The sequence below is a fragment of the Halomonas sp. NyZ770 genome (assembly GCF_020616575.1).
Lineage (GTDB): Bacteria > Pseudomonadota > Gammaproteobacteria > Pseudomonadales > Halomonadaceae > Vreelandella > Vreelandella hamiltonii.
The window spans coordinates 760,159-786,702 of sequence record NZ_CP085143.1; the positions used below are offsets into that span (position 1 = coordinate 760,159).

Annotated in this window: 22 protein-coding genes; 16 read left to right on the plus strand and 6 right to left on the minus strand. The window is 60.0% G+C overall.

The window, feature by feature from the left end:
* Positions 1 to 55: 55 nt before the first annotated feature.
* From LG409_RS03720 to LG409_RS03750, 7 genes are all read left to right on the plus strand, one after another.
* Positions 56 to 2,656 carry a TRAP transporter permease gene (locus LG409_RS03720; protein ID WP_096921423.1) on the plus strand — a complete coding sequence of 867 codons (2,601 nt, stop codon included), beginning with the start codon at positions 56 to 58 and terminating at the stop codon, positions 2,654 to 2,656.
* Between the two features lie 13 nt (positions 2,657 to 2,669).
* Positions 2,670 to 3,098 carry a universal stress protein gene (locus LG409_RS03725; protein ID WP_096921422.1) on the plus strand — a complete coding sequence of 143 codons (429 nt, stop codon included), beginning with the start codon at positions 2,670 to 2,672 and terminating at the stop codon, positions 3,096 to 3,098.
* A gap of 286 nt (positions 3,099 to 3,384) precedes the next feature.
* Complete coding sequence (locus LG409_RS03730; RefSeq protein ID WP_039175452.1) at positions 3,385 to 4,200, plus strand: DUF2189 domain-containing protein; 816 nt, start codon at positions 3,385 to 3,387, stop codon at positions 4,198 to 4,200.
* Positions 4,201 to 4,412: 212 nt separating this feature from the next.
* A complete protein-coding gene (locus LG409_RS03735; protein WP_144980281.1) occupies positions 4,413 to 4,901 on the plus strand; it encodes a molybdopterin-dependent oxidoreductase in 489 nt (162 codons plus the stop codon).
* Entirely contained in the window at positions 4,888 to 7,134 is a 2,247-nt protein-coding gene (locus LG409_RS03740; RefSeq protein ID WP_096921421.1) for an ATP-binding protein, read from the plus strand. Before LG409_RS03735 ends, LG409_RS03740 begins: the two co-directional genes overlap by 14 nt.
* On the plus strand, positions 7,091 to 8,272 hold the full coding sequence (gene nosP, locus LG409_RS03745) for a nitric oxide-sensing protein NosP (protein WP_205738333.1): 1,182 nt from the start codon (positions 7,091 to 7,093) through the stop codon (positions 8,270 to 8,272). Before LG409_RS03740 ends, nosP begins: the two co-directional genes overlap by 44 nt.
* Entirely contained in the window at positions 8,250 to 9,632 is a 1,383-nt protein-coding gene (locus tag LG409_RS03750) for a hybrid sensor histidine kinase/response regulator (protein WP_096921419.1), read from the plus strand. The genes nosP and LG409_RS03750 overlap by 23 nt, the downstream gene beginning before the upstream one ends.
* Positions 9,633 to 9,643: 11 nt before the next feature.
* Here the strand turns inward: LG409_RS03750 and LG409_RS03755 are convergent, their stop codons facing one another.
* A complete protein-coding gene (locus tag LG409_RS03755; RefSeq protein ID WP_096921418.1) occupies positions 9,644 to 10,363 on the minus strand; it encodes a response regulator in 720 nt (239 codons plus the stop codon).
* Between the two features lie 117 nt (positions 10,364 to 10,480).
* Here LG409_RS03755 and exaC point away from each other — a divergent pair, with 117 nt between their 5' ends.
* The gene (exaC, locus tag LG409_RS03760; RefSeq protein WP_096921417.1) at positions 10,481 to 12,001 is read left to right on the plus strand and encodes an acetaldehyde dehydrogenase ExaC; all 1,521 of its coding nucleotides are present in this window, start codon (positions 10,481 to 10,483) and stop codon (positions 11,999 to 12,001) included.
* A 128-nt stretch (positions 12,002 to 12,129) separates the two neighbouring features.
* Entirely contained in the window at positions 12,130 to 13,158 is a 1,029-nt protein-coding gene (adhP, locus tag LG409_RS03765) for an alcohol dehydrogenase AdhP (RefSeq protein ID WP_096921416.1), read from the plus strand.
* A gap of 62 nt (positions 13,159 to 13,220) precedes the next feature.
* Here the strand turns inward: adhP and LG409_RS03770 are convergent, their stop codons facing one another.
* The 3 genes from LG409_RS03770 to LG409_RS03780 all read right to left on the minus strand — a co-directional run bounded on the left by LG409_RS03770 (position 13,221) and on the right by LG409_RS03780 (position 16,201).
* Positions 13,221 to 13,418, minus strand: a complete 198-nt coding sequence (locus tag LG409_RS03770; RefSeq protein WP_096921415.1) for a hypothetical protein — start codon at positions 13,416 to 13,418, stop codon at positions 13,221 to 13,223.
* 159 nt (positions 13,419 to 13,577) lie between these two features.
* Positions 13,578 to 15,626, minus strand: a complete 2,049-nt coding sequence (gene betT, locus LG409_RS03775) for a choline BCCT transporter BetT (RefSeq protein WP_039175479.1) — start codon at positions 15,624 to 15,626, stop codon at positions 13,578 to 13,580.
* 188 nt (positions 15,627 to 15,814) lie between these two features.
* The gene (locus tag LG409_RS03780; RefSeq protein ID WP_100731945.1) at positions 15,815 to 16,201 is read right to left on the minus strand and encodes a hypothetical protein; all 387 of its coding nucleotides are present in this window, start codon (positions 16,199 to 16,201) and stop codon (positions 15,815 to 15,817) included.
* Between the two features lie 158 nt (positions 16,202 to 16,359).
* Here LG409_RS03780 and LG409_RS03785 point away from each other — a divergent pair, with 158 nt between their 5' ends.
* From LG409_RS03785 to LG409_RS03815, 7 genes are all read left to right on the plus strand, one after another.
* Entirely contained in the window at positions 16,360 to 17,292 is a 933-nt protein-coding gene (locus LG409_RS03785; protein ID WP_189462556.1) for an alpha/beta hydrolase, read from the plus strand.
* Positions 17,293 to 17,528: 236 nt separating this feature from the next.
* On the plus strand, positions 17,529 to 19,280 hold the full coding sequence (locus LG409_RS03790) for an AMP-binding protein (protein WP_227407637.1): 1,752 nt from the start codon (positions 17,529 to 17,531) through the stop codon (positions 19,278 to 19,280).
* Between the two features lie 35 nt (positions 19,281 to 19,315).
* Entirely contained in the window at positions 19,316 to 20,212 is an 897-nt protein-coding gene (locus tag LG409_RS03795; RefSeq protein WP_016916240.1) for a bile acid:sodium symporter family protein, read from the plus strand.
* Between the two features lie 154 nt (positions 20,213 to 20,366).
* Positions 20,367 to 21,380: a Bug family tripartite tricarboxylate transporter substrate binding protein gene (locus tag LG409_RS03800; RefSeq protein ID WP_227407638.1), complete on the plus strand. Its 1,014-nt coding sequence runs from the start codon at positions 20,367 to 20,369 to the stop codon at positions 21,378 to 21,380.
* A 67-nt stretch (positions 21,381 to 21,447) separates the two neighbouring features.
* Positions 21,448 to 21,900, plus strand: a complete 453-nt coding sequence (locus LG409_RS03805) for a tripartite tricarboxylate transporter TctB family protein (protein WP_039175490.1) — start codon at positions 21,448 to 21,450, stop codon at positions 21,898 to 21,900.
* A gap of 19 nt (positions 21,901 to 21,919) precedes the next feature.
* Positions 21,920 to 23,428, plus strand: a complete 1,509-nt coding sequence (locus LG409_RS03810; RefSeq protein WP_039175492.1) for a tripartite tricarboxylate transporter permease — start codon at positions 21,920 to 21,922, stop codon at positions 23,426 to 23,428.
* Between the two features lie 67 nt (positions 23,429 to 23,495).
* Entirely contained in the window at positions 23,496 to 24,467 is a 972-nt protein-coding gene (locus tag LG409_RS03815) for an AbrB family transcriptional regulator (RefSeq protein ID WP_227407639.1), read from the plus strand.
* On the opposite strand, the gene LG409_RS03820 is transcribed toward LG409_RS03815, so the two are convergent.
* Both LG409_RS03820 and LG409_RS03825 read right to left on the minus strand, forming a co-directional pair.
* Positions 24,409 to 25,824, minus strand: coding sequence for a sensor histidine kinase (locus LG409_RS03820; RefSeq protein WP_227407640.1), 1,416 nt, complete (start codon positions 25,822 to 25,824; stop codon positions 24,409 to 24,411). The two genes, LG409_RS03815 and LG409_RS03820, sit on opposite strands and share 59 nt — an antisense overlap.
* Entirely contained in the window at positions 25,821 to 26,504 is a 684-nt protein-coding gene (locus tag LG409_RS03825) for a response regulator transcription factor (protein ID WP_227407641.1), read from the minus strand. Before LG409_RS03825 ends, LG409_RS03820 begins: the two co-directional genes overlap by 4 nt.
* Between the last annotated feature and the right edge of the window lie 40 nt (positions 26,505 to 26,544).

Sequence of the window (26,544 nt, forward strand, 5' to 3'; positions counted from 1 at the left end):
CGCTTCTTGTTGAAAGTACTGATTCACAGTGCTGACCATTAGGCAGGGCAAGCGTATGCGTGATGACAAACAACCTTCGGCAGCCGCTGGAAGCGACCTGGAGGATATGGTCGCTTCCAGCGATACAGGGGCAAGGAAACCCCTGGGCGTGCCGGGTAAGCTGCTGGTAAGTATTGCAGCTGCCTGGTCGCTGTTTCAGCTATGGATTGCATCGCCACTTCCTTTCATGCTCGGGTTCGGCGTTTTCAACTCTACGGAAGCGCGCTCCATTCACCTGGCATTTGCGCTGTTTCTGGCCTTCATGGCCTATCCTGCGTTCAAGCGCTCGCCGCGTGATCGCGTGCCGCTGCTGGATTGGGGATTGGCTGCGGTTGCCGCCTTCTGCGGCGCCTATCTGTTTCTGTTCTTTGGCGATTTGGCTCAGCGTCCGGGCAGGCCCATCACCCAGGACGTGGTGGTCGGTGTCGTCGGCATTGTGCTGCTGCTGGAAGCCGCCCGTCGTGCGTTAGGGCCACCGCTGATGATCGTGGCCGGGGTGTTTATCGCCTATTCCTTGTTCGGGCCTTATATGCCAGGCATTCTTGCCCACCGTGGGGTCAGCCTGAACGGTTTGATCAACCACCAGTGGTTGGGTACGCAAGGGGTGTTTGGTATCGCGGTCGGCGTATCTACCAGTTTCGTTTTCCTGTTCGTACTGTTTGGCGCCTTGCTGGATAAAGCCGGGGCCGGTAACTATTTCATCAAAGTGGCCTTCTCGCTGCTGGGGCACTTCAAGGGCGGTCCGGCCAAGGCAGCGGTGGTGGCCTCGGGCATGACGGGACTGATTTCGGGCTCTTCGATTGCCAATACGGTCACCACCGGTACCTTTACCATCCCCATGATGAAACGCGTTGGCTTCAGCTCGGAGAAAGCGGGCGCGGTGGAAGTCGCTTCTTCGGTGAATGGCCAGATCATGCCGCCGGTCATGGGGGCAGCCGCCTTCCTGATGGTGGAGTATGTCGGCATTCCCTATGTGGAAGTCATCAAGCATGCGTTCCTGCCGGCCATCATTTCCTACATTGCGTTGATCTATATCGTTCACCTCGAGGCACTGAAGGCGAACATGACCGGTCTGCCGTCCAGCAACCCGGCACGCCCGTTGATCAACAAGGTGCTGGGCTTCCTGACCGGCCTGATTCTGATCATGGCTCTCTCGTTTGCGGTCTATTATGGCCTGGGGTGGCTGAAACCCCTGTTGGGTGATGCGACCCCATGGGTCGTCGCGGTGCTGCTGGCAGTGGCCTACGTGGGCCTGCTGAAAATCGGGGCGGGCTACCCTGAGCTGGAGATGGACGACCCCAACTCCAAGGTCGTCACGCTGCCTCAGACGCGTCCCACGGTCATGGTCGGGCTGCACTACATCCTGCCGGTCGTGGTGCTGGTCTGGTGCTTGATGGTCGAACGGCTCTCGCCGGGACTGTCTGCTTTCTGGGCAACCGTGTTCATGATCTTCATCATGCTCACCCAGCGTCCGATCATGGCCCTGTTCCGTGGTCGCAGCAAGATGGCCGCCGACATCAAGGAAGGTTTCCTTGATTTGTGGGATGGTCTGGTGGCCGGTGCCCGCAACATGATCGGGATCGGTATTGCCACGGCCACCGCCGGCATCGTGGTCGGTGCGGTATCCCAGACTGGCGTAGGCCTGGTGCTGGCTGACGTGGTCGAGGTGCTGTCGGGCGGGAATCTGATGATGATCCTGCTGCTGACGGCGCTGCTCAGCCTGATTCTGGGTATGGGTCTGCCGACCACCGCCAACTACATTGTGGTATCGGCGCTGATGGCCCCCGTCATCGTCCTGTTGGGCCAGCAGAACGGCCTGATCGTTCCGCTGATTGCCGTGCACCTGTTCGTGTTCTACTTCGGTATCATGGCCGACGTGACGCCCCCGGTGGGCCTGGCGTCGTTTGCGGCGGCGGCGGTGTCGGGGGGCGATCCTCTGCGGACGGGTTTTCAGGCGTTCTATTACAGCCTGCGCACGGCGGCGCTGCCGTTCCTGTTCATCTTCAATACCGACCTGCTGCTGATCGACGTGACGTTCCTGCAGGGGATCGTGGTGTTCATCATCGCGACCATTGCCATGTTGATCTTCGCGGCGGGAACCCAAGGCTACATGCTGGTTCGCAGCCGCTGGTACGAGTCGCTGCTGCTGCTACTGGTTGCCTTTACCCTGTTCCGCCCCGGTTATTGGATGGACCGCATCCATGATCCGTACGAGTCGGTGCCGCCAGCACAGTTCGCAGAAGCGCTTGGGCAAGTCGAGGATGGCAGTAACCTGCGCGTGCAAATCGCGGGAGAAGACAACTTCGGCGACCCCATGACCACGTATATTCTGGTGCCCGTGCCGCGTGGCGACTCCGCTGAAGAACGCATGGAGCGTCTGGGCATGGAGCTGTGGGTAGACGGTGATCAGGCCACGGTCGATTTCGTGCAGTTCGGCGGCCTGGCACAGGATCTGGGCTTTGACTTCGATCAGGAAATCCTTGAAGTGCTTGCGCCCGTCGACCGTTGGGCAAAAGAGTGGATGTGGATTCCCGGGTTCGTCCTCTTTGCCTTTGTCGTCATGTTGCAGCGTCGTCGTCGCGAGAAAGAGCGTGCGGCCATGGCCACCACCACCTGAGGAGACCACGATCATGTATCAGAAGATACTGCTACCGGTGGACCTGAACGAAGAAGCGTCATGGAAGAAGGCGCTGCCCACGGCAGTGACATTGTGCCAGACCTTTGGAGCATCGCTGCATATCGTGACGGTACTGCCTGAGTTCAAGATGCCCATGGTGGGGGCCTACTTTCCGAAAAATTTCTCGGAAAAAGCCCACTCGGCCGTCAAGGAGGCGCAGCACACGTTCATCAAGGAGCAGGTGCCAGAAGGGATCAAGACCCAGAGCGTGATCGTCGATGGCTCGCCCTGGGAGGCCATCATCAAGGTCGGCAAGAAAATCGATGCCGACCTGATCGTGATGGCCTCGCATACCAAGCGCAAGTTCGTCGATTATGTGCTGGGCCCCAACGCCGAGCACGTCGTGCATCATGCCAAAGTGTCGGTCATGATCGTGCGCTAACCGTTCACTTCGAAAGCACCCAAGCAACGCGCCAGGCATCTTGCCTGGCGCGTTTTTTTTGCATATTACCCAGCGCTAACGCATCGAATTAATCGTTGGTAATCGACCCTATTGAGGATTTTTTGTACGTGACTCCATGAAAGCGCTTCGCCCGGAAACAACTCAACTACATTAAAAGAGGATTAAGCCATTAACGTGGAATTAATGGTGTCATCACACAGGGTAAGCATTTGCCTGAGTGTTTGGTGCGACAACGCCATCTGGGGTAAATCACGGGAGTTACGCCATGAATGCAACAACAAAAACACAGCCAGTGGCAGGTGTGCCCAACGTCAAGATCACTATCAACAAGGTGGGCATGGACAGGCCACGAGCCTGGCTGGCCGCTGGCGTAGAGGATTTTCGTCGCGCGTCTGCCATCAGTCTGGCGTACGGACTGTTCTGGGTGGGCTTGAGTATTGCCATTACGGCTGGGGCCTTCACGCTGGGTTACTGGTACTGGCTGCTGCCCATGATTGCCGGGTTCATGTTCGTGGGGCCGTTAGTAGCCGTTGGGTCTTACGGTATCAGCCGTGCCCTTGAGCAGGGACGTGTCCCCAACCTGGGCGATGCGTTTGGCAGTTGGAAGCCCCATGCGGGTCAGTTGGCCATGATGGGCGTGATGATGATGATTTTCTTCCTCGCCTGGATTCGCTTGGCCACGCTGCTATTCGCGCTATTCTTCGGTTTTGAAGTGCCGAGCCCCGCTACGCTGTATACCGCGCTGCTCACTACGCCCGAGGGGTTGGGAATGTTGGCGGTTGGCACAGTGGCAGGAGGAGTGCTTGCCTTTGGCGCGTTTGCGATCAGCGTGGTGGCCATTCCGACGCTGATGGATCAAGACCTGACCTTCATGGAAGGCATCGAAGCCAGCGTGCGCTGCGTGGCACGCAATTTCCGCCCGATGCTGCTGTGGGCCGCCATCCTGACCGGCTGTGTGCTGGTGGGTGTCATGACGTTCTATATCGGCTTGGCGTTGATTCTGCCCGTGCTTGGGCATGCCAGCTGGCACGCCTACGAAGAGCTGGTGCGCTTTGAGCCCATCGAGCAGCTGAAGACGTGATGATACGTTGATGCAATGTCACCTCGGCAGGAGGATATCATTCGCGACGGACCAAAAACATCGTAATTAGCCTGACCTGTGAATCGAGATGGCGTACCCTAGGCGCCATCTCTTTTTATTTTGTTCCTGTCGCAAGGCTTGATTCGCGTGGTGCGCTCAGGGCAATACGATACGAGGGCATAGTAGTGAAAGCGGTGTTATTGGGGTGGATCATGCTGGCGTTCAGCATTCCTCATGCAGTGCTGGCAGAGACGACAAAGCCGCTGGAAGCGCCTGCAGGGCCTGTCATTCTTACGGTCGACGGTGGCATCGGAGCCACCAACGCAGAGCATCAGGCTGAGTTCGATCGCGAGATGCTGCTGGCGTTACCGCAGCACTCGTTTACTACGGGGACCCCGTGGACAGAAGGCAAAAGCCACTACCGTGGCCCGTTGATGCGCACGTTGCTGGAGTTCCTGGAGAATGAGGGAGATACCGTCAACGTTGCCGCGCTGAATGGTTACGAGGCGGAAATCCCGATCAGTGACTTTTACGACTACGATGTCATTCTCGCGCTGGAGCGCGATGATCAAGCCATCCCGATTCGTGAGTATGGCCCGCTATGGGTACTTTACCCCTTTGATCATGACGAAGCACTGCTGAGCGAGCGCATGCGCTTCAGGGCAGTCTGGCAGGTAATGCATATCAATGTCCGCCAGTGAGTCTACGCCTCGGGCACCTCGCTTGCTGCGTTACCCACGGCGTCTCAAGCTGCTGGCCATCATCACGGTGCTGCTGTTTGCCGCCGCGCTGGTGGTGGCAGGGCTCTCCGCATGGCGCCAGGACAACCTGACCCAGAGCCTGCGCGAAGATACGGCCTGGGTGGTCTATAAACTTGACCGCGATGCCGTTCAGCTATTGAATCATCTGCTGGCAGAAACGCGTACTTCGCTCTCTCCCACCGCTCAAGACGCGCTCAACCTGAGGTTCGAGCTGCTCTACAGCCGCATCACGCTGTTGCGTGAAGGCGAGGTGAGTTCGCTATTGCAGAGTATCAGTGCGGCGAGGGAGCTATTGGCGTCGATTCAACAGCAACTGGATCGGCTTGATCCCATGTTCGAGCCGTATGCCGTGCTGACGCCACTGCCTATCACGGAACTGGAAACAGAGCTGCAGGCCCTCACTCGCCTGACCGAGCGTTTCGTGATTGCGATCAATGGCTATCTCGCCGAGTCGGCAACAGAAGAGCGCGCCTTGTTGAGCGCGCTGTACAAGCTGCTCATTACGCTGCTGTTCGGAATGAGCGTGGCCGTCTTGCTGGTCATTGCGTTTTTGGTGCGTGAAATGCGAGAAAGCGCGGCCGCGCGCCGTGAACAGGAGCAGCTGGGCAAACAGCTCCAGGTGACCGCTCGCCAGGCGCAGGCGGCCAACCATGCCAAATCCGATTTCCTGGCCATGGTCAGCCATGAAATTCGTACGCCTCTGAACGGCGTGATCGGGATGAGCGAACTGCTTCGTGAGCCTGCCAGCCCTGCTCAGGTAGAAGATTACGCCCGAACGATCCACGAGAGCGCCAATCAGTTGCTGGCCATGATCAACGAGATTCTCGACTTCTCCAAGATCGAGGCAGGTCATTTGACGCTGGAAACGATCCCCACGGCGCTCGCTCCCTTGGTGGAAGGCGTCATGGCACTGTTCGAACCCAGGGCTCAGGCCAAAGGTGTGCAGCTCTCGCTGGATATCGATGCGCTGGTGCCCGCCTGGGTCATGATCGATGCCGGTCGGCTACGCCAGATTCTGCTCAACCTGATCGCCAACGCCATCAAATTCACCGATTATGGCAGCGTCACCATCCGAGTCAGTTCTACCGTCAACGTACTGGTATTTGAAATCCGCGATACCGGGTGCGGTATCCACCCTGAACAGCAGGCATCCTTGTTCGAGCCCTTTCAGCAGGCCGACGAAAGCATCGCCAGGCGCTACGGGGGTACCGGGCTGGGGCTGGCGATTTGCAAGCGCTTGTGCGAAGCCATGCAGGGCCGCATGGGAGTGAACAGTGAGCCTGGTCAAGGCAGTACGTTCTGGTGTGAGCTGCCTTTGGTCGAAGCAAGCCCGATCGATGCTCCCTTGCCTGTCGCTCCTTCCAAGGATTTCGCGGGGTTCTCGCTACTGCTGGTGGAAGATAATGCCGTCAATCGGAAAGTGGCCGTGGGCTTGCTCTCGCGACTGGGGTGTGAAGTGGTGTGTGCCGAAAATGGCCATGAAGCGCTGAACATGGTCAAGCGTCAGCCAGTACACCTGGTGTTCATGGATATCCAGCTGCCCGATATGAGTGGCATCGAGGTCACGCGTCGACTGCGCCAACAGGCAGGCTGGTGTCAGCAGGTGCCCATCATCGCCATGACCGCGGGCGGTGCCGACGATGACCGTCAGCGCTGTCTGGCCGCCGGGATGAACGATTACATCACCAAGCCGCTATCGCTGCTGGCATTGAGCAATGTGCTGGCCCTGTACCTGACCGAACAGCCGGGGCAACCGCTACCCAGCATGCCCGAGACACCGGAAGAGCATGATGACGCGTGCCTGTTGGACGAGTCCGCACTGCAAACGCTGCTGGCCTCGTTGGGTAGCGAGAGTGTGACCCAACTGATCGTGCTTTATCACCAGCAAGTCAGCGACTATACCGCGCAGCTAGCCGGCTACTTCTCCAGTGAAGGGCATATGGACAGCGAACAGGCGCTGCAAGTGAAGCGGCTTGCACACCAGCTGCGCGGCGAGTCGTTGAGCATCGGAGCCGAGCGGTTGGCTGCCGAGGCCAAGCGCCTGGAGCTGATGGCCGATATGCCTGCGCCCGAAGGTGAGCAACTGATGCGTGCATTCAGCAGCGTACGCCACTGCGCAGGTCGTACTCATGCAGCGCTGGAGAAATGGCGTCGTGACCATCAACTCTACTGACAACGGTATCCGTACTGCTGCAAGTCGCCATGCCGACCCCGCTCAGGCGGCCGCAGAGCTGGCTTCCCAGTTGCACCATCCCAATGCGGGCTTTTTGTTGTTCTTTTGCAGCGCGGAGTATCCGTTGGAGGCATTGGCAACGGCGCTTGGGGCGGCCTTTGGTGAGCTGCCCATCAGCGGTTGTACCACGGCAGGTGAGCTGACTCCGCAAGGTTACGAGCGAGGGTCCATTGTCGCCATATGTCTCGATCAGCGGTTTTTCGCCGTCGAAACGGCATTGATCGACGATCTCGAAGGTTTTGATCTCGCCGTGGCTCAGTCACTGGTCGACACCTTGCTTGATCATTGTCGGCAGCAGGCGGTAGCGCCCGTCAATGAGCACAGCTTTGCGCTCACGCTGCTGGATGGCTTGTCGAGCCGCGAAGAGCAGGTGCTGGCCACGCTGGATGCCGCGCTGGGGCGCATTCCCAGCTTCGGAGGCTCGGCCGGTGACGACAATCATCTGTCCCATACCCATGTCTACGCGAATGGCCGCTTTCACACCCAGGCTGCCGTGGTGGTGATGATCAATACTCAGCTGCCGTTCGAGGTGTTTTCCACGCACCATTTGCGGCCCCTGGCGCACAAGCTGGTGGTGACGGCGGTCGACCATGAGCAGCGGCGGGTACATGAGCTGAATGGGTTGCCCGCGGCCCAGCTCTATGCCGAACTGGTAGGGCGTCCGGTGGCGGCACTGGACCCCGTGGTATTTGCCCAACACCCGCTGGCCGTGCGATTGGGAGGCCAGCACTACATTCGCTCCATCCAGCGCGTCAATGATGACGACAGCCTGAGTTTCTACTGTGCCGTTGAAAATGGCATCGTCCTCACGGCCATGCAGCCAGCCCCTTTGTTGGAGAACCTTGCGACCATGCTGGCACGGGTGGAAGCTCGCCTGGGGGCACCAGTGGCCATCCTTGGCTGTGACTGCTTTTTGCGGCGCATGGCGCTCGAATCGTTGGACCAGCTGGTTCAGGCCTCGATGCTGCTGCGCCATGCCAACGTGGTCGGCTTCAATACCTATGGTGAGCAGCACCATGGCATGCATGTGAATCAGACGTTTACGGGGGTGGCCTTTGGCGCTCTTCCAGCCGCCTGAGCAACACGGTGAACAGCCGACTCTGGCAACGCTGCAGGAGGAAAATCGCCGTTTGCGCAAAGTATGCCAAGCGTTGATGGAGCGCGTGGAGTCAGGCGGCAGTCCCAGCGGCGCCCCGTATGCCGCGTTCGAACGCTCGGTGCTGCTGGCCGAGCAGGTGCGCGAGCGCACCGATGCCCTGCATCGCGCGCTGGACGAACTGGGGCGCGTGAATGCTCGGCTGTTGGCGGCCAACGCGCAGGCTGAAGCCGCCAACCTCTCCAAGACCCGCTTTCTGGCGGCGGTCAGCCACGACTTGCTGCAGCCCTTGAACGCCGCACGGCTGTTTGCCAGCGCCTTGGAAACGCATACGTTGCCCGATGCCTCGCAGGCGTTGGTGGGGCATATCGGCCGCTCCTTGAAGGATGTCGAAGGCTTGCTGGGCACGCTGGTGGACATTTCACGGCTGGACGCCGGGGTGCTCCACGCCGACAAGGCACCCTTTGCCGTGAGTACCCTGCTGGATGCGCTGGCCGAGGAGTATCGTCAGGTGGCTGCCGTGCGCGGCTTGTCGTTTCACTACGTGGCGTCTCGGGCCTGGGTGGACTCGGATCTGGCACTGTTGGCGCGAGTGGTGCGCAACTTCCTGAGTAACGCCGTTCGCTACACCGAACAGGGGCACCTGTTGTTGGGATGTCGGCGGCGAACCAACGGACTCGAGATCATGGTGGGGGATACGGGCACCGGAATTCCTGAAGCGCAGCGGCAAGCGATCTTTCTCGAATTTCGTCGTGCCAGCCAGCCTCAGGGAGACCACAGCCGCGGGCTTGGGCTGGGCCTGGCCATCGTCGACCGTATCAGTGCCATGCTGGAACACCCGGTTGCGCTAACGTCGCGGCCCGGGCGTGGCTCCCTGTTCTCCATTCTCGTGCCCTATGCGGGAGCGGCCGGTGAAGCGTCTGCAAGCGGGGTGGACGCTGGTTGGTGGCATGAAGACCCTCTGCAGGGCTGCGTCGTGTGGGTAGTAGACGATGACCCGGCCATCCTCGCGGGCATGCAGGCGCTGCTCAGCGGTTGGGGCTGCCGAGTGCGTGCTGCCGCCACGGTGAGTGCGCTGGAGGCGGCCAGTGACGGGGAGCGGCCTGCGGTGCTGCTGGTGGATTATCATCTGGGTGAGCATCGCGAAAATGGCATCGATCTGGCCGCGCGACTGCGGCGGCGTTATCCCGGCCTCGCGACCGTCGTCATTACCGCCAACCACGAAGCCGCGGTCAAGCGCGCCTCTCGGGAGGCAGGCCTGCACTACTTGCTGAAACCTCTGAAGCCCCTGCGGCTCAAAATGCTGCTGGGAACGCTACTGGAGAACCATCCGCCAGGATAGGGCGCGTTGGTTCAAGGGGAGGACTTGCCCGACAGGCTGGCCGTACGCTGGGCAATATGGCTGCTCAGATCCTCTTCGCTGGCCAGCACGATGGCATGCACACGGCTGGACGCGCCCAGTTTGCGAAGGATGGCGGAGACATGGGTTTTGACAGTGGTTTCGGCAATCGTCAGTTCACGCGCGATCTGCTTGTTCGACATGCCCTGGCTCATGCATCTCAATACATCCAACTGCTTGTCGGTCAAGCGCGGTAGGCGCACGGGTCGTTCGACGTCCTGGAGGGCGGCCGACGAGGAGACGCTGGCCGCGGCAGGAGCGCGTTGGGCAGGAGGGCGGCGCATGATATCGGCAGGCAGATACAGCTGGCCCTGGAGTATCTGCTCCAGCGCCGACAATAGCTGCTCGCCGGGTGTGGACTTGGGGATATAGCCCACCGCGCCTTGGGTGATGGCATCCAGCACCAGTTGGCGCTCCTGATGCGCCGAAACAATGGCCACCGGCAGCCAGGGAAAGGCGCTGCGCAACGTTTTCAGCCCTTCCAGGCCGTCGGCATCCGGCAGGCTCAAATCCAGTAGCAGCAAATCCAGCGTGTCGTGTGCCTCGATATGCGCCATGGCTGCCGCCAGGCTGTCAGCCTCCAACAGCCGCGTGTCGGCCAGCCCGCCGCGGATGACCGCTTGAAGCGCGTCGCGAAACAGCGGGTGGTCATCGGCCACTAGTAGCGAATACATGGCATCTCCTACCAAGGAATGAGGGTGCATCCTGCCATTGGGCGATATCGGGATTGCCTTCGGTGACCAACACTGAACAGGCACCTTTTAATAATCATAATACTCAGGAGCAGCACCATGATCTACGCCAACCCAGGTGAATCGGGCTCAGTCGTGTCGTTCGAAAAACGCTATGGCAACTACATCGGCGGTGAGTTCGTACCTCCGGTGAAGGGCCAATACTTCGACAACATTAGCCCAGTCAATGGCAAAGTGTTCTGTGAAATTCCCCGCTCCAGCGCCGAAGACATCGAAAAAGCGCTGGATGCCGCCCACCAGGCAGCGCCTGCCTGGGGCAAGACCTCCGCACAAGAACGCAGCAACATTCTGCTCAAGATCGCCGACCGCATAGAGCAAAACCTCGAAATGCTGGCCGTGGCCGAAACGTGGGATAACGGCAAGGCCGTGCGGGAAACGCTCAATGCCGATATTCCGCTGGCGGTCGACCACTTCCGCTACTTCGCGGGCTGCCTGCGGTCCCAGGAGGGCACCGCGGCTGACATCGATGCCAATACCGTGGCCTATCATTTTCACGAGCCGCTGGGGGTCGTCGGGCAAATCATCCCCTGGAACTTCCCCATTCTGATGGCTGCCTGGAAGCTTGGCCCCGCGCTGGCCGCCGGTAACTGCGTTGTGCTCAAGCCCGCCGAGCAGACGCCTGCCTCCATTTTGAAAGTGGCCGAGCTGATCGGTGACCTGCTGCCGCCTGGCGTGCTCAATATCGTCAATGGTTTCGGCGCGGAAGCCGGTCAGGCGCTGGCGACCAGCAAGCGTATTGCCAAGATTGCCTTTACCGGCTCGACACCCGTAGGGTCGCATATTCTCAAGTGCGCGGCCGAGAATATCATTCCTTCTACCGTCGAGCTGGGCGGCAAGTCGCCCAATATCTACTTCGCCGATATCATGCAGGCCGAACCGTCCTTCATCGATAAGGCGGTCGAGGGCCTGGTACTGGCTTTCTTCAACCAGGGCGAAGTGTGTACCTGCCCATCGCGTGCGCTGATTCAGGAGAGCATGTACGACGAGTTCATGGCCAAAGTGCTCGAACGCACCAAAACCATCAAGCGCGGCAACCCGCTGGATACCGACGTTCAAGTGGGCGCTCAGGCCTCACAGGAGCAGTTCGACAAGATCATGTCCTACATGGACATCGCCCGTGACGAGGGCGCGGAGTTCCTCACCGGGGGCGACAAGGAGACCCTCGACGACAGCATCAACAGCGGTTATTACATTCAGCCCACGCTGCTGAAAGGCAATAACCAGATGCGTGTGTTCCAGGAAGAGATCTTTGGGCCGGTGGTGGCCGTCACGACCTTCAAGGACGAAGAGGAAGCGCTGGCCATTGCCAACGACACCGAGTTTGGCCTGGGGGCAGGCGTGTGGAGTCGCGACATCAACGTGGCCTTCCGCATGGGGCGTGGCATTCAGGCAGGCCGCGTGTGGACCAACTGCTACCACCAGTACCCGGCCCATGCGGCCTTCGGTGGCTACAAGAAGTCCGGGGTTGGCCGCGAAACCCACAAGGTCGCGCTGGAACATTACCAGCAGACCAAAAACCTGCTGGTCAGCTACGACATCAATCCGCTGGGCTTTTTCTAGCCTGCGTCCAGGTATGCCAACCACGCCGCCCGGCACCTGTCGGGCGGTATTGTCAGTCCCCCTGACGCTGACTCTATTGATAAGAGCCGTTTTCAAATGGCCGTATCGACCATCAAGAGGAGTTGCACATGGATAGCACAATGCGCGCAGCAGTGGTTCGCGAGTTTGGCCAGCCGCTGGTCATCGAAGAAGTCGATGTACCTCGTCCCAAACAGGGCGAAGTATTGATGAAAGTGGCGGCCTCCGGGGTTTGCCATACCGATTTACACGCCGCCCACGGTGATTGGCCGGTGAAGCCTTCGCCACCGTTTATTCCCGGGCATGAGGGCGTCGGCTACATCGTGGCCGTGGGAGAGGGCGTCTCCCATGTCAAAGAGGGAGACCGCATCGGTGTGCCCTGGCTTTATTCCGCCTGTGGCTACTGCGAGCACTGTCTGGGCGGGTGGGAGACGCTGTGCGAGTCTCAGCAAAACACAGGCTATAGCGTCAACGGCGGCTTTGCCGACTATACCTTGGCAGATGCAGGCTATGTGGGGCGGCTGCCGGCGTCGGTGGATTTCATCGACATCGCGCCGGTGCTGTGCGCTGGGGTGACGGTCTATAAAGGCTTGAAAATGACCGACACTCGCCCGGGCCAGTGGGTGGTGATCTCCGGGATTGGCGGGCTGGGGCACATGGCCGTGCAGTATGCCAAGGCCATGGGGCTGAACGTCGCAGCGGTGGATATCGATGACGGCAAGCTGGCCTTGGCCGAACGTCTGGGGGCGACGGTGACGGTCAACGCCATGAAAACCGACCCGGCGGCCTATCTGAAGAAAGCCATTGGCGGAGCCCATGGGGCATTGGTCACGGCCGTTTCACCGAAAGCCTTCGATCAGGCGCAAAACATGCTGCGTCGCGGTGGCACGCTGGTGCTGAATGGGCTGCCGCCCGGTGATTTCCCGCTGCCGATCTTCAGCACGGTACTCAACGGCATTACCATTCGCGGCTCTATCGTCGGTACACGCAGCGACCTGCAGGAAGCGCTGGACTTCGCCGCCGAAGGCAAGGTCACGGCCACGGTGGCCACCGACACGCTGGACAACATCAACGACGTTTTCCAGCGCATGATCGACGGCAAGATCGAAGGCCGTATCGTATTGGACATGGCGAGCTAATAGCCAGTGAGTGCCATCACCTCAGGGGAAGGCTACTTCCCCTGTTTTAGATCCCAGGTGCGCTATCGGCCACCACCTAGCCAACGCCAAGCCACTCTTTCGGCGTGAGTCAGCGTACGGACGACCGCCAATTTGCCTGTTTCACGCTTGATGCCTGCGCGCTTCAACCGATCCAGCGTATAGCCTTCACGCCACGCCTGTAACAGAGCACTACCAGGCATCGGGAATACATACCCCGATGTGCGAGCGTCACGAGACATGGGAAAGCCTCCTCAACGATAAGCCAAACAAGCTTTTACGCTACGCCTGAGCCTGCGTTCTCACAACAAGGCGTTAGTCTCGACCGTTCGTCTCGAACAGGCATAAAAAAATCCCGGCACGGTGGCCGGGATAGAGATTGCAGGAAGAACGTGCTGACGCTACATCTGGGCGTCTTCTGGTGGCTCGCCGATGGTGCCGGGCATGGCTTGCACATGGCCCATCTGCTCCCCGGCCAGGGTCAGGAAGTGCAGGTGGCGTTCGTACTCGGCCACCAGGTCGCCAATCACCTGACCACGGGTGTAGCCGTTGAGGTCTTTATCCTGGCCGCCTTCGGCCAGATAGACATCCAGGCGCACGTAGAAGTCATCGTCTGCCGGGATGAAGCTCGGGGTGCGCATGCGGTGCGGGCACACCTGATAGACAAAGCTGGTGGCTTCGCCAAAGTCGACCTGCAGCGTCAAGGTGGGCAGCGACTCGCCTTCCACCTGCTCTTCGGTCACGTTGGCGGTTTGGCCACGGCTTTCGAGCTCCTGGGCAAACTGGGTCATGGCGGGACGGATCGCGTGCTCGATGGTGGCCGCTGCCCCGGCACGGTTGGAGGTATCCAGCGCACGGTCCAGGCGCTCGCGCCAATCGCCGCCAGGCGCACTACCTGCAATCATGCGGCGTGCATCGGCCTTGCTGCCTTCCAGCTTCAAGGCTTTGTAGGTGCCTACCATGATGGCAAAAATCACCACCGAGAACGGCAGGGCGGTGATTACCACGGCGCTTTGCAGCGCGTTCAGTCCGCCTGCCATCAGCAGTGCCACGGTAATCAGGCCGATCACGGCCGACCAGAAAATGCGCAGCTTCACTGGGGCATCATGGTTCACGTCGCTCAGAATCGAGGTGAAGTTGGCCAGTACCAGGGCGCCGGAGTCGGCGGAAGTAATGAAGAACACAATGCCCAGCACGGTGACCACGGCGGCGGTGATACCGACGTAGGGGTAGTACTCCAGCAGCGTGTAGAGGGTGGTTTGCGGCGAGTTCAACGCCTGTTCGCCCAGCTCGACGACGCCTTGATTGGCGACCAGCTCGATACCGCTGTTACCGAAAATGGACATCCACACCATCATGAACGACAGCGGAATGAACAGCGCACCGGCGACGAATTGGCGAATGGTGCGGCCACGAGAAATACGCGCCAGGAACAGGCCCACGAAAGGCGTCCAGGCAATCCACCAGCCCCAGAAGAAAATGGTCCACCACATTTTCCACTCCTGGGCGCCTTCGTCGGCAAACGCGTAGGTATCGAAGCTGGCAGCGACAAACCCGGAGAGATAGTCACCGGCGTTGTTCACCACCTTGTCGAGCAGGGTCAGGGTATCGCCGGAAAACAGCACGAACAGCATCAGCGCCAGCGCCAATAGCATGTTGAACTCGGAGAGGCGGCGAATGCCCTTCTCGACCCCGGTCACCACGGAAATGGTGGCCAGCACCACGACCAGACCAATCAGGATGATCTGTACCGTCAACGTCTCGGGAACGTCGAACATGTAGTTGAGGCCGTAATTGAGCTGCAGAACGCCAATCCCAAGACTGGTGGCGATACCGAACACGGTGGAAATGACCGCCGTGATATCCACGGCATTACCGATGGGGCCGTGGATGCGCTTGCCCAGCAGTGGGTAGAGGGCGCTGCGGATCGCCAGTGGCAAGCGGTGGCGGTAGCTGAAGTAGGCGAGTGCCATGCCCATCAGCACGTAGAGCCCCCATCCCGAAAGCCCCCAGTGCAGGTAAGTCTGAACGACAGCGTTGCGCATGGCCTCTTGGCTTTCAGGCGTCAGGTCCGGCGGGGCCAGGTAGTGGGCCACCGGCTCTGCCACGCTGAAAAACAACAGGTCAATGCCAATGCCGGCGGCAAACAGCATGGCGGACCAGGAGAGCAGCGAAAACTCCGGGCGTGAATGGTCCGGGCCCAGGCGTATGCTGCCGAAGCGCGACATGCCGATCAGTACCACGAACACCAGGTAGGCGACGATGGCGAGCATGTAGTACCAGCCGAAGGTGGTGCTTACCCAGGCCAGGCCCGCGTCGAAGAAAGCGCCTGCCTGCTCGGTAAACAACATGGTCATCACCAGAAAGATGAGTATACCGGCGACGCTGCCGTGGAAAACCACGGGGTTGAGTCGATCCCGCGAGGGGAGGGTCGAGTTGTCTTTCGCCATGGAGGCGGACTCCTGTTGTTAAGACAAGGGAAGAATTATTTTTGAATGAACGTTCAAATAAAATACGCGGTTTGCTACGCCAGTTCAAGTGACGAGCCAACCACGTAAAATGATGAAACAGGAGTATAGATAGCCCTGCGCCCAGCAGAGCTGGGCGCAGGGTGGCAGGACGAACGTTAAATCAACGCTTATTCAGCATTGGCCTGATCACCGTGGCGGCCACCACGCTTGCCGTGCTCCTGACGGTATTCGGCGTGCACGTCGTGCATGGCATCCCGCAGTGCCTGCTGCTCTTCATCTGACAGAATTTCTGCAACGCGGGCCTGATGCTCCTCACGCAGCGCCATGACCGCTTCACGATGCTCGGCATGGGCCTGATTCAGCGCGGTTTGCTGCTCTTCGCTCAGCTCGGCGCGCTGGTAAACTTCCTGGCGGCGCTCTTCCATGCGCTCGTGCATGGCTTCACGGTCCATGCCACGGTGCTCATGATGGTCGGCTTGCGCGGTGAACGCCAGGGGCATCAGGGCAATGGCCAGAAAGGCAGGAGCAAAACGTTGGCTAAGAGACATTTTCATGGCATACCTCATGGGTCATTAATGGGCTAATGTTGACCATGGCAGTATCCAGGGGCTTGGTGTAAATCGGTTGCAGGAAGTGTGCAACAACCGTGGTCTTATGCGGAGGGGCAAGGATCACGCCACAGGGTGAGGGGAACAGGAAACAGGAGAACACCATGCCAGAACTTGGATTCATTGGCCGCTATGCGCGCCTGGGCGCGCTGGTAGCGCTGCTCAGTGGCTGTGGCGCCACCCATCAGGCCAGCCAGGGTGAACCGGCCATCGAACGCCAGGGCCTGCGGGAGGCGCTGCCGTTCACGGCGCTGGTCCAGCAGCGCTATACCCCGGACGACTGGCCCGAGCCGCTGGTGGCCGATGTGCTGCTCCCCCGCACCGAGGGCGCGGGCCTGCGTCCAGCCGCCCTGCTGGTGCATGGGGGCGGTTGGCGTAACCGCAGCCGTGACGACATGGCAGGCATTGCCCGGCAGCTGGCTGAACAGGGCTACGTCACCGTCAATATCGAACACCGCTTCGTACCGGAATATCGTTTCCCCGCCCAGCTGCACGACTTGCAGCAGGCCATGGCCTGGCTGCATCGCCATGCCGACGAGTGGCAAGTGGATACGAACCGCATTGTCGGCGTGGGCTTTTCCTCAGGGGCTCACCTGGTGAGCCTGTTGGCGCTGGCGGGCAGTGAAGGCCCCCTGGCACACCCCTACGGCGGCGAGCATGCCCGGCTTGCTGCGGTGCTGGCCGGCGGTTTGCCCAGCGACTTGCTGAAGTTCAACGATGGGCGGCTGGTGGTGGACTTCATTGGTGGTACGCGCGCAGAGAAGCGTGACGCGTATGCCCTGGCATCGCCCGCGCGGCAAATCACACCTCAAGCACCGCCGTTCTTCTTGTTTCACGGCCGCTGGGATCGGCTCGTGCCCGTCGATCACGCCACCGATTTTTATGCCGCGCTTCAGGCGCAAGGTACGCCCAGCGAGCTGTATCTTCAGCGTGGCCGAGGCCATTTCGCCAGCTTCCTGCTGCGTGGCAGTGCCATCGAGGCAGGTATCGCGTTTCTGAATCAGCAGGTTCAGCCGGAGGGCAGGCGCGGGAACTAGATGTCAGAGGGTTGTGTGAGGGCCGAGCTGACGGGGCCAGTGCGTCTTGCGCTTGGCCCGTTTTTTTATTTGACGCCCCACCTGGCGAAAGCAAAAATTAAAACGGTTGACTTAAACTCAGCGGCTGCGTTATTCCATGGAGAGCCTGTGCGGTAGAAAAACATGTAGAAAAACATGTAGAAAGCTAATAAAAACAATGGCCCCTTCATGAAAGGGCCCCAACGAAGAGAATGTGCATGTCAAATGATCACTTCTATGACAGCGCGCCGTGGGCACATCTTTATGGCACCAACCATCACGCGATAGGTGACCAGCCGCAGCCGCGCTTTGCCAGTATTCCCGCGATGGTCACTACGGCAGCCCAGCAGTTTGGCTCCCACACCGCGTTCACCACCTGCATGCCCAACGGCATGAATGGCACGCTTGCTTATCGGCAAACGGACACTCTCTCCGATGCGTTTGCGGTTTACCTGCGTGACACCCTGGGGCTTGCCAAAGGCGACCGCGTTGCGGTGCAAATGCCCAACTGTCTCGCGCTTCCGGTGGCCATTTTCGGCGTTTTGAAAGCGGGCTGTGTGCTGGTGAACGTCAATCCGCTCTATACGCGTCGAGAAATGGAGCATCAGTTCAACGATGCTGGCGTCAAGACGCTTGTCATCATGGATATGTTTGCCGACAAGCTGGAGGACGTGCTCCCCAACACTGGCATTCAGCACGTCGTACTCACTTCGCTTTCGCAATGGTTTTCACCAGTCGTGCGCACGGTATTGGATGCCGTACTGAAATATTGGAACAAAGCCATCCCCCAACACTCGCTGAACGCCGTGACGCTGAGCCAGGCCATTCAAACGGGCAGTGCACGGCAAGCCGAACGAGGCATTGACGTGGCGCGCTACTGGCAGGCTATCGCGCGTGAAGACACCGCGCTGCTGCAGTACACCGGCGGCACCACCGGCGTCAGTAAAGGGGCAGAGCTGACGCACGGCAATCTGCTGAGCAATTTAGAACAGGTCGATCTGGTGGTTGGCAGCCACATAGAGGTTGGCAAAGAGTGCGTCCTCACCGCACTGCCCATCTACCATATTTTCGCGTTCACGGTGAACCTGCTGGCGTTCTACAGCAAAGGGGCGCACAACGTGCTCGTGCCCAGCCCGCGGCCTATTCAGAACTGCCAGCGCGCTTTTGATAACTACCCGATCTCCTGGATTTCAGGCGTCAATACGCTGTTCAACGCGCTGCTCAACGAAGAGTGGTTCACCGTGTACCCGCCTAAAAACATGAAAGTGGCGATGGCGGGCGGCACCGCGCTACATAAATCCGTCGCTGAGCGCTGGCGCGCGGTGGTCGGCACACCGATTGCCGAAGGCTACGGGCTAACAGAAAGCTCTCCGGTGATCTGCTTCAACCCGATTGGGCATGAGCGTGCTAACAGCATCGGCATTCCCGCGCCGTTTACCCAGGTGCGCATCGTCGATGAACAGGGCGTGACGGTTGCCCCGGGCGAGCCTGGCGAGATTATCGCGCGCGGCCCACAAATCATGAAAGGTTACTGGAACAACCCGGAAGAGACTGCCAAAACGCTGAAAGGTGGCTGGCTTTACACCGGCGATGTGGGAACCATGTCAGAGGATGGTCACTTTCAAATCGTCGACCGTAAAAAAGATATGATTCTGGTCAGTGGATTTAACGTTTACCCCAACGAAGTAGAAGACAGCATTGCGCGCTTACCACAAGTGCAAGAGTCCGCCGTCATTGGTGTCCCCGACGATCAGACTGGCGAAGCGGTTCACGCCTACGTCGTGCTGCGTGAACAGGGGCTAAGCGCCAAGGACGTTATCCGGCACTGTAAAACAGAGCTTGCCGCCTACAAGGTTCCCAAAAAAGTGGTGTTCTGGGATGAGCTGCCCAAAACCCCTGTTGGCAAGGTGCTGCGCAAAGAAGTGCGTGCCATCGTGCAGGGCAGTCACGCCGAGACTAAACAACAATAACCGCAAACAGCGGCAGGCTACGGAGTTACAGCACTATGCTAAGCCCATTGGAAGAAAGCTTACTGTCGATCATGATGGTGATCATCATGTTCGGCATGGGGGCATCGCTCACCTTCAAGGACTTCAAACTCTCCATGCGCCACCCCCAGGCCATTGGGGTTGGCTTCTCATCGCAGTATCTGCTGATGCCTTTTATCGCCTTTGCCCTGGCGCGCCTTCTCGACCTGTCGGTTGAACATACCGTGGGGCTAGTGCTGATGGGGTGCATGCCGGGCGGCACGACCTCCAATATTTTTGCCTACTTCTCACGCAGCCTGCTCAGCCTCAGCATCATGATGACCATCTGCTCCACGCTGGCGGGCTTTGTTCTGGTGCCGCTGTGGATGGCGTTTTATACCCAGGGGATCGATGACGCCTTCCGCATACCGCCCGACCAAATTGGCCGCCTGCTGTTCGTACTGCTGATTCCAACGCTGTTGGGCATGTGGATACGCCGTAAAAATGCCAACCTTGGCGCCGTCATTGAGCTGGTAGGCGGCGTGTTGGGGGCTATCGTGATCGTGTTTCTGGTGGTGACGTGGGCACCGCGCAACTGGCGCTTGCTGATGGAGACCAGCTGGCAGGTATATGCAGCGGTGATTCTGCTCGGTTTGGTGGGTTTTCTATTCGGTTATTTATTCTCCCGCGTGCTCAAACTCAACCCGCAAAAAGCCCGCACGGTCTCTCTTGAAACGGGGATTCAAAACGGCCCGCTGGCCGCATTGATCGTCATCATGACGTTCAGTGGCGAAACACAGCAGCTGATTCTGCTCATACCCGTCATGTATTCGCTGTTTATCGTGCTGAATTCCACGGCCGTAGCGGTGTTTTACCGCAAGCTAACGAAAAAGGAGGAATTGGCCCGCGATCAAGCCAAGGTCGAACCTTCGTAGGTCGGTCGGAAGGTTCAGCCGGAGGGCAGGCGCGGGGACTAGACTTTAGTTGGTTTTGATCCCCGTGCAAGGTTGATGACAGTTTCGTGGGATAGCGTTGTTCTCTACAGGCAGCCGCCTGATTCTAATAACACGCACAACAAGAGACATCGCTATGCTCAAGCAACCTGTCAGCTCGTTTCCTCGCGCGCTCAAATCCCTGCTGGTGGGCGCCACCGTCACGGTAGCGTCACTGGCCATGGTGCTGCCTGCTGCGGCAGACAGCTACCCGGAACGCCCGCTCAACATGGTCGTCGGGTTTGGTACCGGCGGCAGCGCCGATCGGTTGGCCCGCTTGATGTCGGGATACATCTCCGAAGAGATTGGCGTACCCATTCAAGTCACCAACCGCCCCGGGGCGGGTACTCAGGTCGCTTCCAACTACGTGCTGAACGTACCGGACGACGCCTACACCGTTTATGCCTCCACCTTCGCCCCTTACCTGACCAACTCGATTCTGACGGGTGGGGCCAATTTCAGCGTGGATGACTTCTCTTACATCAATTTTCAGTGGTTCGACCTCGACCTGATCGCAGCCAACAAGGACAGCGGTTACGACGACCTGCCTTCGCTTTTGGAGGCGATTCGTGAGCAGCGCGGCCAGGTGCGCGGTGCCGTGGTACAAGGCTCGGCGGGCCACCTGATGGTGCGGTTGCTGCTGGAAGAAGCGGGCATCCCCCAGGAAAACCTCAACCTGGTGACCTACAACAGCGGTGGTGAAGCGCGTTCGGCGGTGGCCGGTGGTCAGGTGGATTTCGTCTCCATCAGTGCACAGGGCAGCGAAGGTATTCGTGAGTTCCTGACGCCGCTGGCCATCGTCAACGACGAGCGTATCGAGCAGTGGGATGCGCCGACCATCAATGAGGCCCTTGCTTCCATGGAGCTGGAAGTGCCGGTGCTGCAAGGCTCCATGCGCGGCTTCGCGGTGACCAGCGAAGTCGAGCGCCAGCATCCGGGCCGTTACGAAGCCCTCGCGGATGCCATCCAGAACGCGCTGGCGCGCAAGGACGTGCAAGAGCATCTGGAGCGCAATGAAATGGGCGGCGTATGGGTAGGCCCTGAGCGTTCCAATGAGCTGATGCGCGACAACTACGACGTGTTCGAGAAGTACGCCCACCTGCTCAACTGATCACCCCATCGTCTGACGATCCTGTAGTGGCAGGCACCCTCAGGGGGTGCCTGCCAGGAGTTTACCCATGACGGCACAAAAACGTGACTATGGGGACGCGCTCGTCCTCATCGGTCTGGCGAGCTTTACGCTGTGGTATCTGATGGATGCCATTCGCGTCTCCGCGACCCCCCAGAACTTACTGCTGATTCTTCCCATGGCGCTGCTGGTACTGGCGCTGATTGCCCTGGAGGTGGTACTGCGCCTGAAGAAAGGCACGCTGCTGACCCAGGACCAGCAAGAGGAACCCTTGCTGCGTACGCTGCCGGTGGTGGGCCTGTTTGCCGCCTACGTGATGTCGTTGGAAACCCTGGGTTTCGACCTGGCGACGGTGGCGTTCATCGCGTCTTTTCTGATTCTCAAGGGTGAGCGCAACTGGCTGGCGTTGTTCAGTTTCAGCGCGTTGTTTGGCCTTGGTGCAGCGTTCTTCTTTTCGCGCATGCTGCCTTATCCCATGACGCTGCTGCTGATCCCCAACTGAACGCATCGAAGGAGGCAACATGATTGATTTTGGTGCCGTCGAGCAGAGTATGAACCTGCTCTTTTCCAGCGCAGGGCCCTGGTTGGTAGTGGTTCCCGGTATCGTGCTGGGGCTGATTTTTGGGGCAACGCCGGGCCTGCAGATCTCCATGGCCATGGCGATCTTCTTGCCCATGACCATGTACATGGACTTCATTCAGGCCATGCTGTTCTTGACGGCGATTTTTACCGGCGGCTCGTTTGGCGCAGGGATCCCGGCCATCCTGATGAACATTCCCGGCACTTCCTCGGCCATTGCCACGGCCTTCGATGGCTACCCGATGGCGCGACGCGGGCAGCACAATCAGGCGCTGGGGGTGGCGTTGGCCTCCTCGGTGATCGGCTCGCTGATGGGCTACGTGGTGCTGTTCTTTATGATCCAGCCGCTCTCCTACATGGTGCTGCGCCTGGGGCCCGCCGAGATGTTCGTGGTGATCCTCTGGGGCATGACCCTGATCGCCAGCCTCAAGGGTGAGCAGGTGCTCAAAGGCCTGGTGGCCGGTTTCGTGGGGCTGCTGGTGGGCACCATCGGGTTCAACGAAATTGGTCTGGCCCGTGGCACCATGGGGCAAACCTACCTGCTGGATGGGGTGCCGGTGATTCCTGCCATGATGGGCATGTTTGCGGCGTCCGAGCTGTTCAAGCTGGCCAACAAGGGGTTCATCGTCGAGTCGGCGGATGCGCGCAAGGTACGTGCCAGCGAAATTTTTCAGGGCTGCAAGATGGCGCTGCGTCATCCTGTGGTGATGATTCGCGGTGGCTTGATCGGTGTGCTGGTGGGCGCGGTGCCCGGTGTCGGGTCATCGGTTTCCAATCTGCTCTCCTACATCGAGACCAAGCGGCGGGATAAAGACCCGGACTCCTACGGCAAGGGCAACCCCAAAGGGGTCGTCGCGTCCGAGGCCGCCAACAGCAGCTCGGAGGGTGGCTCCATGGCGACCCTGCTGGCGCTGGGCATTCCTGGCGGTGGGGCAACGGCGGTGATGCTGGCTGCGTTTGCCATGCACAACATTACCGGTGGCCCGCAGTTCATCCGCCAGCAAACGGACGTGGTTTACGCCATCATCTTTGCCAACTTCGCCCAGGTATTCTTGCTGGTCATCGTGGGGATTTTGTTCATTCCACTGCTGGCCAACATCGTCAAGGTGCCCATGCGCTATCTGATTCCTTCCGTGCTGGTATTGGCGGTCATGGGGTCTTTCGGGCTCACCGGCAACATGACCGGGCCTGCCACGGTGCTGGTGTTTGCCGTGATCGGCTGGATCTTCCGCCACTACGGTTACTCGGTGCCTGCGGCGGTCATTGGCATGCTGCTGGGGGCTCTGGCGGAGAAGTCGCTGCTGCACTCCTACCAGATCAGTGGCGGGGACATCACCTACGTGCTGGAGCGGCCTGCGACCCTGGCCATCCTGGCGCTGCTGTTGATTTCGCTGTTTGGCCAGCCGCTGGTCAAGCGCTTTCAGGCACGCCGCGTGGCGGCAAAAGCGTAGCGCAGCAACGGGGGTGCGGGTGAAGAAAACGCTGAAAACCATTGGTTTGGGATGTTTGGGTGGCCTGGTGGCCACCCTTTTTTCGCTGCCGCTGGCGTGGATGCTAGGGGCGCTGTTCATGGTCATGGGCGTTTCGCTGGCAGGCGTTCGCACCGGGGTAGACAAGCGCTTGCATCGCGTGGCCATTGCACTACTGGGACTGTTCATCGGCAGTCGTATCCACGCGGACGAGCTGGTGAGCCTGGTGCAGTGGTACCCCAGCGTGCTGGCCATGCTGGCCTACATGGTGCTGATGCTGGCAGGAGGGTACTGGATCTTTGCTCGTGCCCGCGTCGGCAGCCTGAACGCCATGTTCTGTGCCTATCCAGGCAGCATGAACTCGGCCCTGGTACTGGCCGAGCGTGCCCATGGTGACCTGCGCTGGATCGCCATTTCTCACTCGCTGAGGCTGGTCACCGTGGTATCGGGCGCGGCGCTGCTGGCCAGCCTGTTCGTCGACAGCGTGGCCTTGCCGCCCTCTGCCGAGCCGCTGTCGCTCATGGGGGTGCTGCCACTGCTGCTGGCTCCTGCTTGCTGGTGGCTGGGTCGCCTGATCCGCTTGCCGCTACCGGAGTTTCTGGGGCCGATGGCGGCAGGTGCCTTGATTGCCAATGTGGGCGTAGCCTACACGCTGCCCAATGAAATCCTGCTGGTGACCTTTCTGGTGCTTGGCTCCTCGGTGGGCTCGCGTTTTTCAGGCACCCACTGGAAACAGGTGGTGCGGGTAGGGCGGTTCGGCATGCTGTATGCGCTCTTTGCGCTGGTGGTGGCCGCGTTGATGGCCTGGCTGGTGGCCAGCGTCACGTCATTGCCGTTCGTGGCGGTGATGCTGGCGCTGATACCGGGGGGCGTCGGGGAGATGGCGGTCATCGCCATGGTCATGGGGATCGACCCGGTTTACGTGGTCTCTCACCATATTCTGCGGCTGCTGCTGCTGATCTTCATGACGCCGCTGATGATCCGCCTGACGACGCTGGCAGCACCGGAAACGCCACCGTGACTTCCAGCCCGCCCTGAGGGCGATTGCGCACGGCAAGCTGGGCGCCGTGGGTAGTGGCCACCTGTTCGACGATGGCCAGGCCAAGGCCGCTGCCCGGTGCATGGGCGTTATCGCGGAAAAACCGTTCGGTGAGCTGCGGCAGCCGGGCGGGGTCCACCCCCACGCCGTCATCGTGCACGCTGAGTCGTACCGTATCGGCGTCATGGGTGAGGCCAATGGTAATGGTGCCTTGGTAAGGGAGCGCGCCACCCGCGTGGAGGCTGGCGTTATCGATCAGGTTGATCACCAGCCACTGCAGCAAAATGGGGTCGCCATGGATTGAGGGCAGGGCCTCGGGCTGCTCGAAGGCCAGCTCCTGGCCCTTTTGGTAAATGCCGGTGGCGACCTGCTGGCAAGCCTGCTGGCATAGTGCGATCAGGTCAACGGCCTGCAGCTGGGTGAGTTCGAACAGCTCACTGCGGGTCTTGGCGTATTTCAGCAGCTGTTGAACGGTGTGCCCGGCATGCTCGGCAATGCGCTGAATCTCCAGCAGGTTGGCCCTGTTGGCGGGTGATTGCTCGCTCTTCAGGGTCATTTCCGTGAGTGCCCGAATCTCTGAAATGGGCGTGCGTAGCTGGTGGGAAACGTCGGCGTTGAGCTGTTGGGTGCTGGTAATGCTGCTTTGCATGCGTTGCATCAGGTAATTGATGCTTTGCGTCAGGGGACGTATTTCCCTGGGCACGCTGTCGCGAATGGGCTGCAGATCGTGGGGCGAGCGCTGGCGCAGTGCGCGGCTGATGGCGTTCAAGGGGGCAAGGCCACGGTGGATGGCGAGGAGCGCCAGCGTGATCGCCAGCAGCCCGGTCACCGCCGTGAGCCCGGCCAGGGTGACCATGAAGTCGTGGGTCAATGAGTGACGGGTCTCTTTTGATTCCGCCACGATGACTTCGATGTCCACGACCTCGCGCCCGCGGCGAAAAGGGAAGGTCAAGGCCACGGCCCGCAGCTCGTTGCCTGCGTAAGCCACGTCGTAAAACAGCGGCGCGTCGAGGGAGTCGGGTGGATCGCCCAGCCCTTGAAAACCGGCAATCATGCCCCCTTGGGCTTCCCGGATACGGTAGAAGATCTTGCCCTCCCCACGACTGCCCAGCGTGCTGATGCTGAAGTAGTGCATGTTGATGCGTAGCTGGCCATCGGCGGTATATACCCGACGCTCCAGGCGCTGGGCGGCATTCAGCAGCATGGCGTCGAAGGCTTCGTTGATCTGCTTGCTCAGCAGCAGGTAGCTGGAGAGCAGGGCCAGGAAGGCCAAGGCGGTGAACGGCAAGGCAATCCACAGCAGCAGGCGACTGCGGATGGAGCGGGGTGTCTGGCTCAAGAGGTGCCTTCCTCCGAGGCGGGTGGGGCCAGGTAATAGCCCAGCCCTCGCACGGTTTTCAGGCCGAAGTCATGGCCGATCTTTTTGCGAATACGTGAAATGTAGGTTTCCACGGCGGCGTAGCTGATGGCTTCATCCGTCGAGGAGAGCCGGTCGATGATCTGGTCCTTGCTGACCAGCCGATTCTGATTGATCAGCAGGTATTCGATGACCTCCAGCTCGCGGCGGTGTAGCGTGAGGGCCTGGCCGTCCACGCGCAGCTCCATGGCATCCAGAAAGAACTCCAGGCGCCCGCAGCGCAGGCTCTCACCGCCAAAATGCTTGGCTCTTCTGACCAGCGCGCGGGCTCTGGCGGCTACCTCGTTCAGCGAGAAGGGCTTGCACAGATAGTCGTCCGCGCCGACTTCCAGCCCCAAAATGCGCTGGTCCAGGGTGTCGCGGGCGGAGATGATCAAGACGGGAATGGTGTTCTGCTGGTGGCGCAACAGGCGCAGCAACGACATGCCGTCGAGCAGCGGCAGCCCCAGGTCCAGTACCAGCAGGTCATACCCCCCTTGCTGCAGCATGAGCAGCGCTTTTTCACCATCGCAGGCCACGTCGATGGTGAAGCTGGCTTCTTCTAACGTCGAGGCAATCGAGCGCGCAAGATTGTCGTTATCTTCTACGATGAGCGCTTTCATGGTGCATTGACCCGTAGCGGTGCCCAAATGCGCCTGTCGA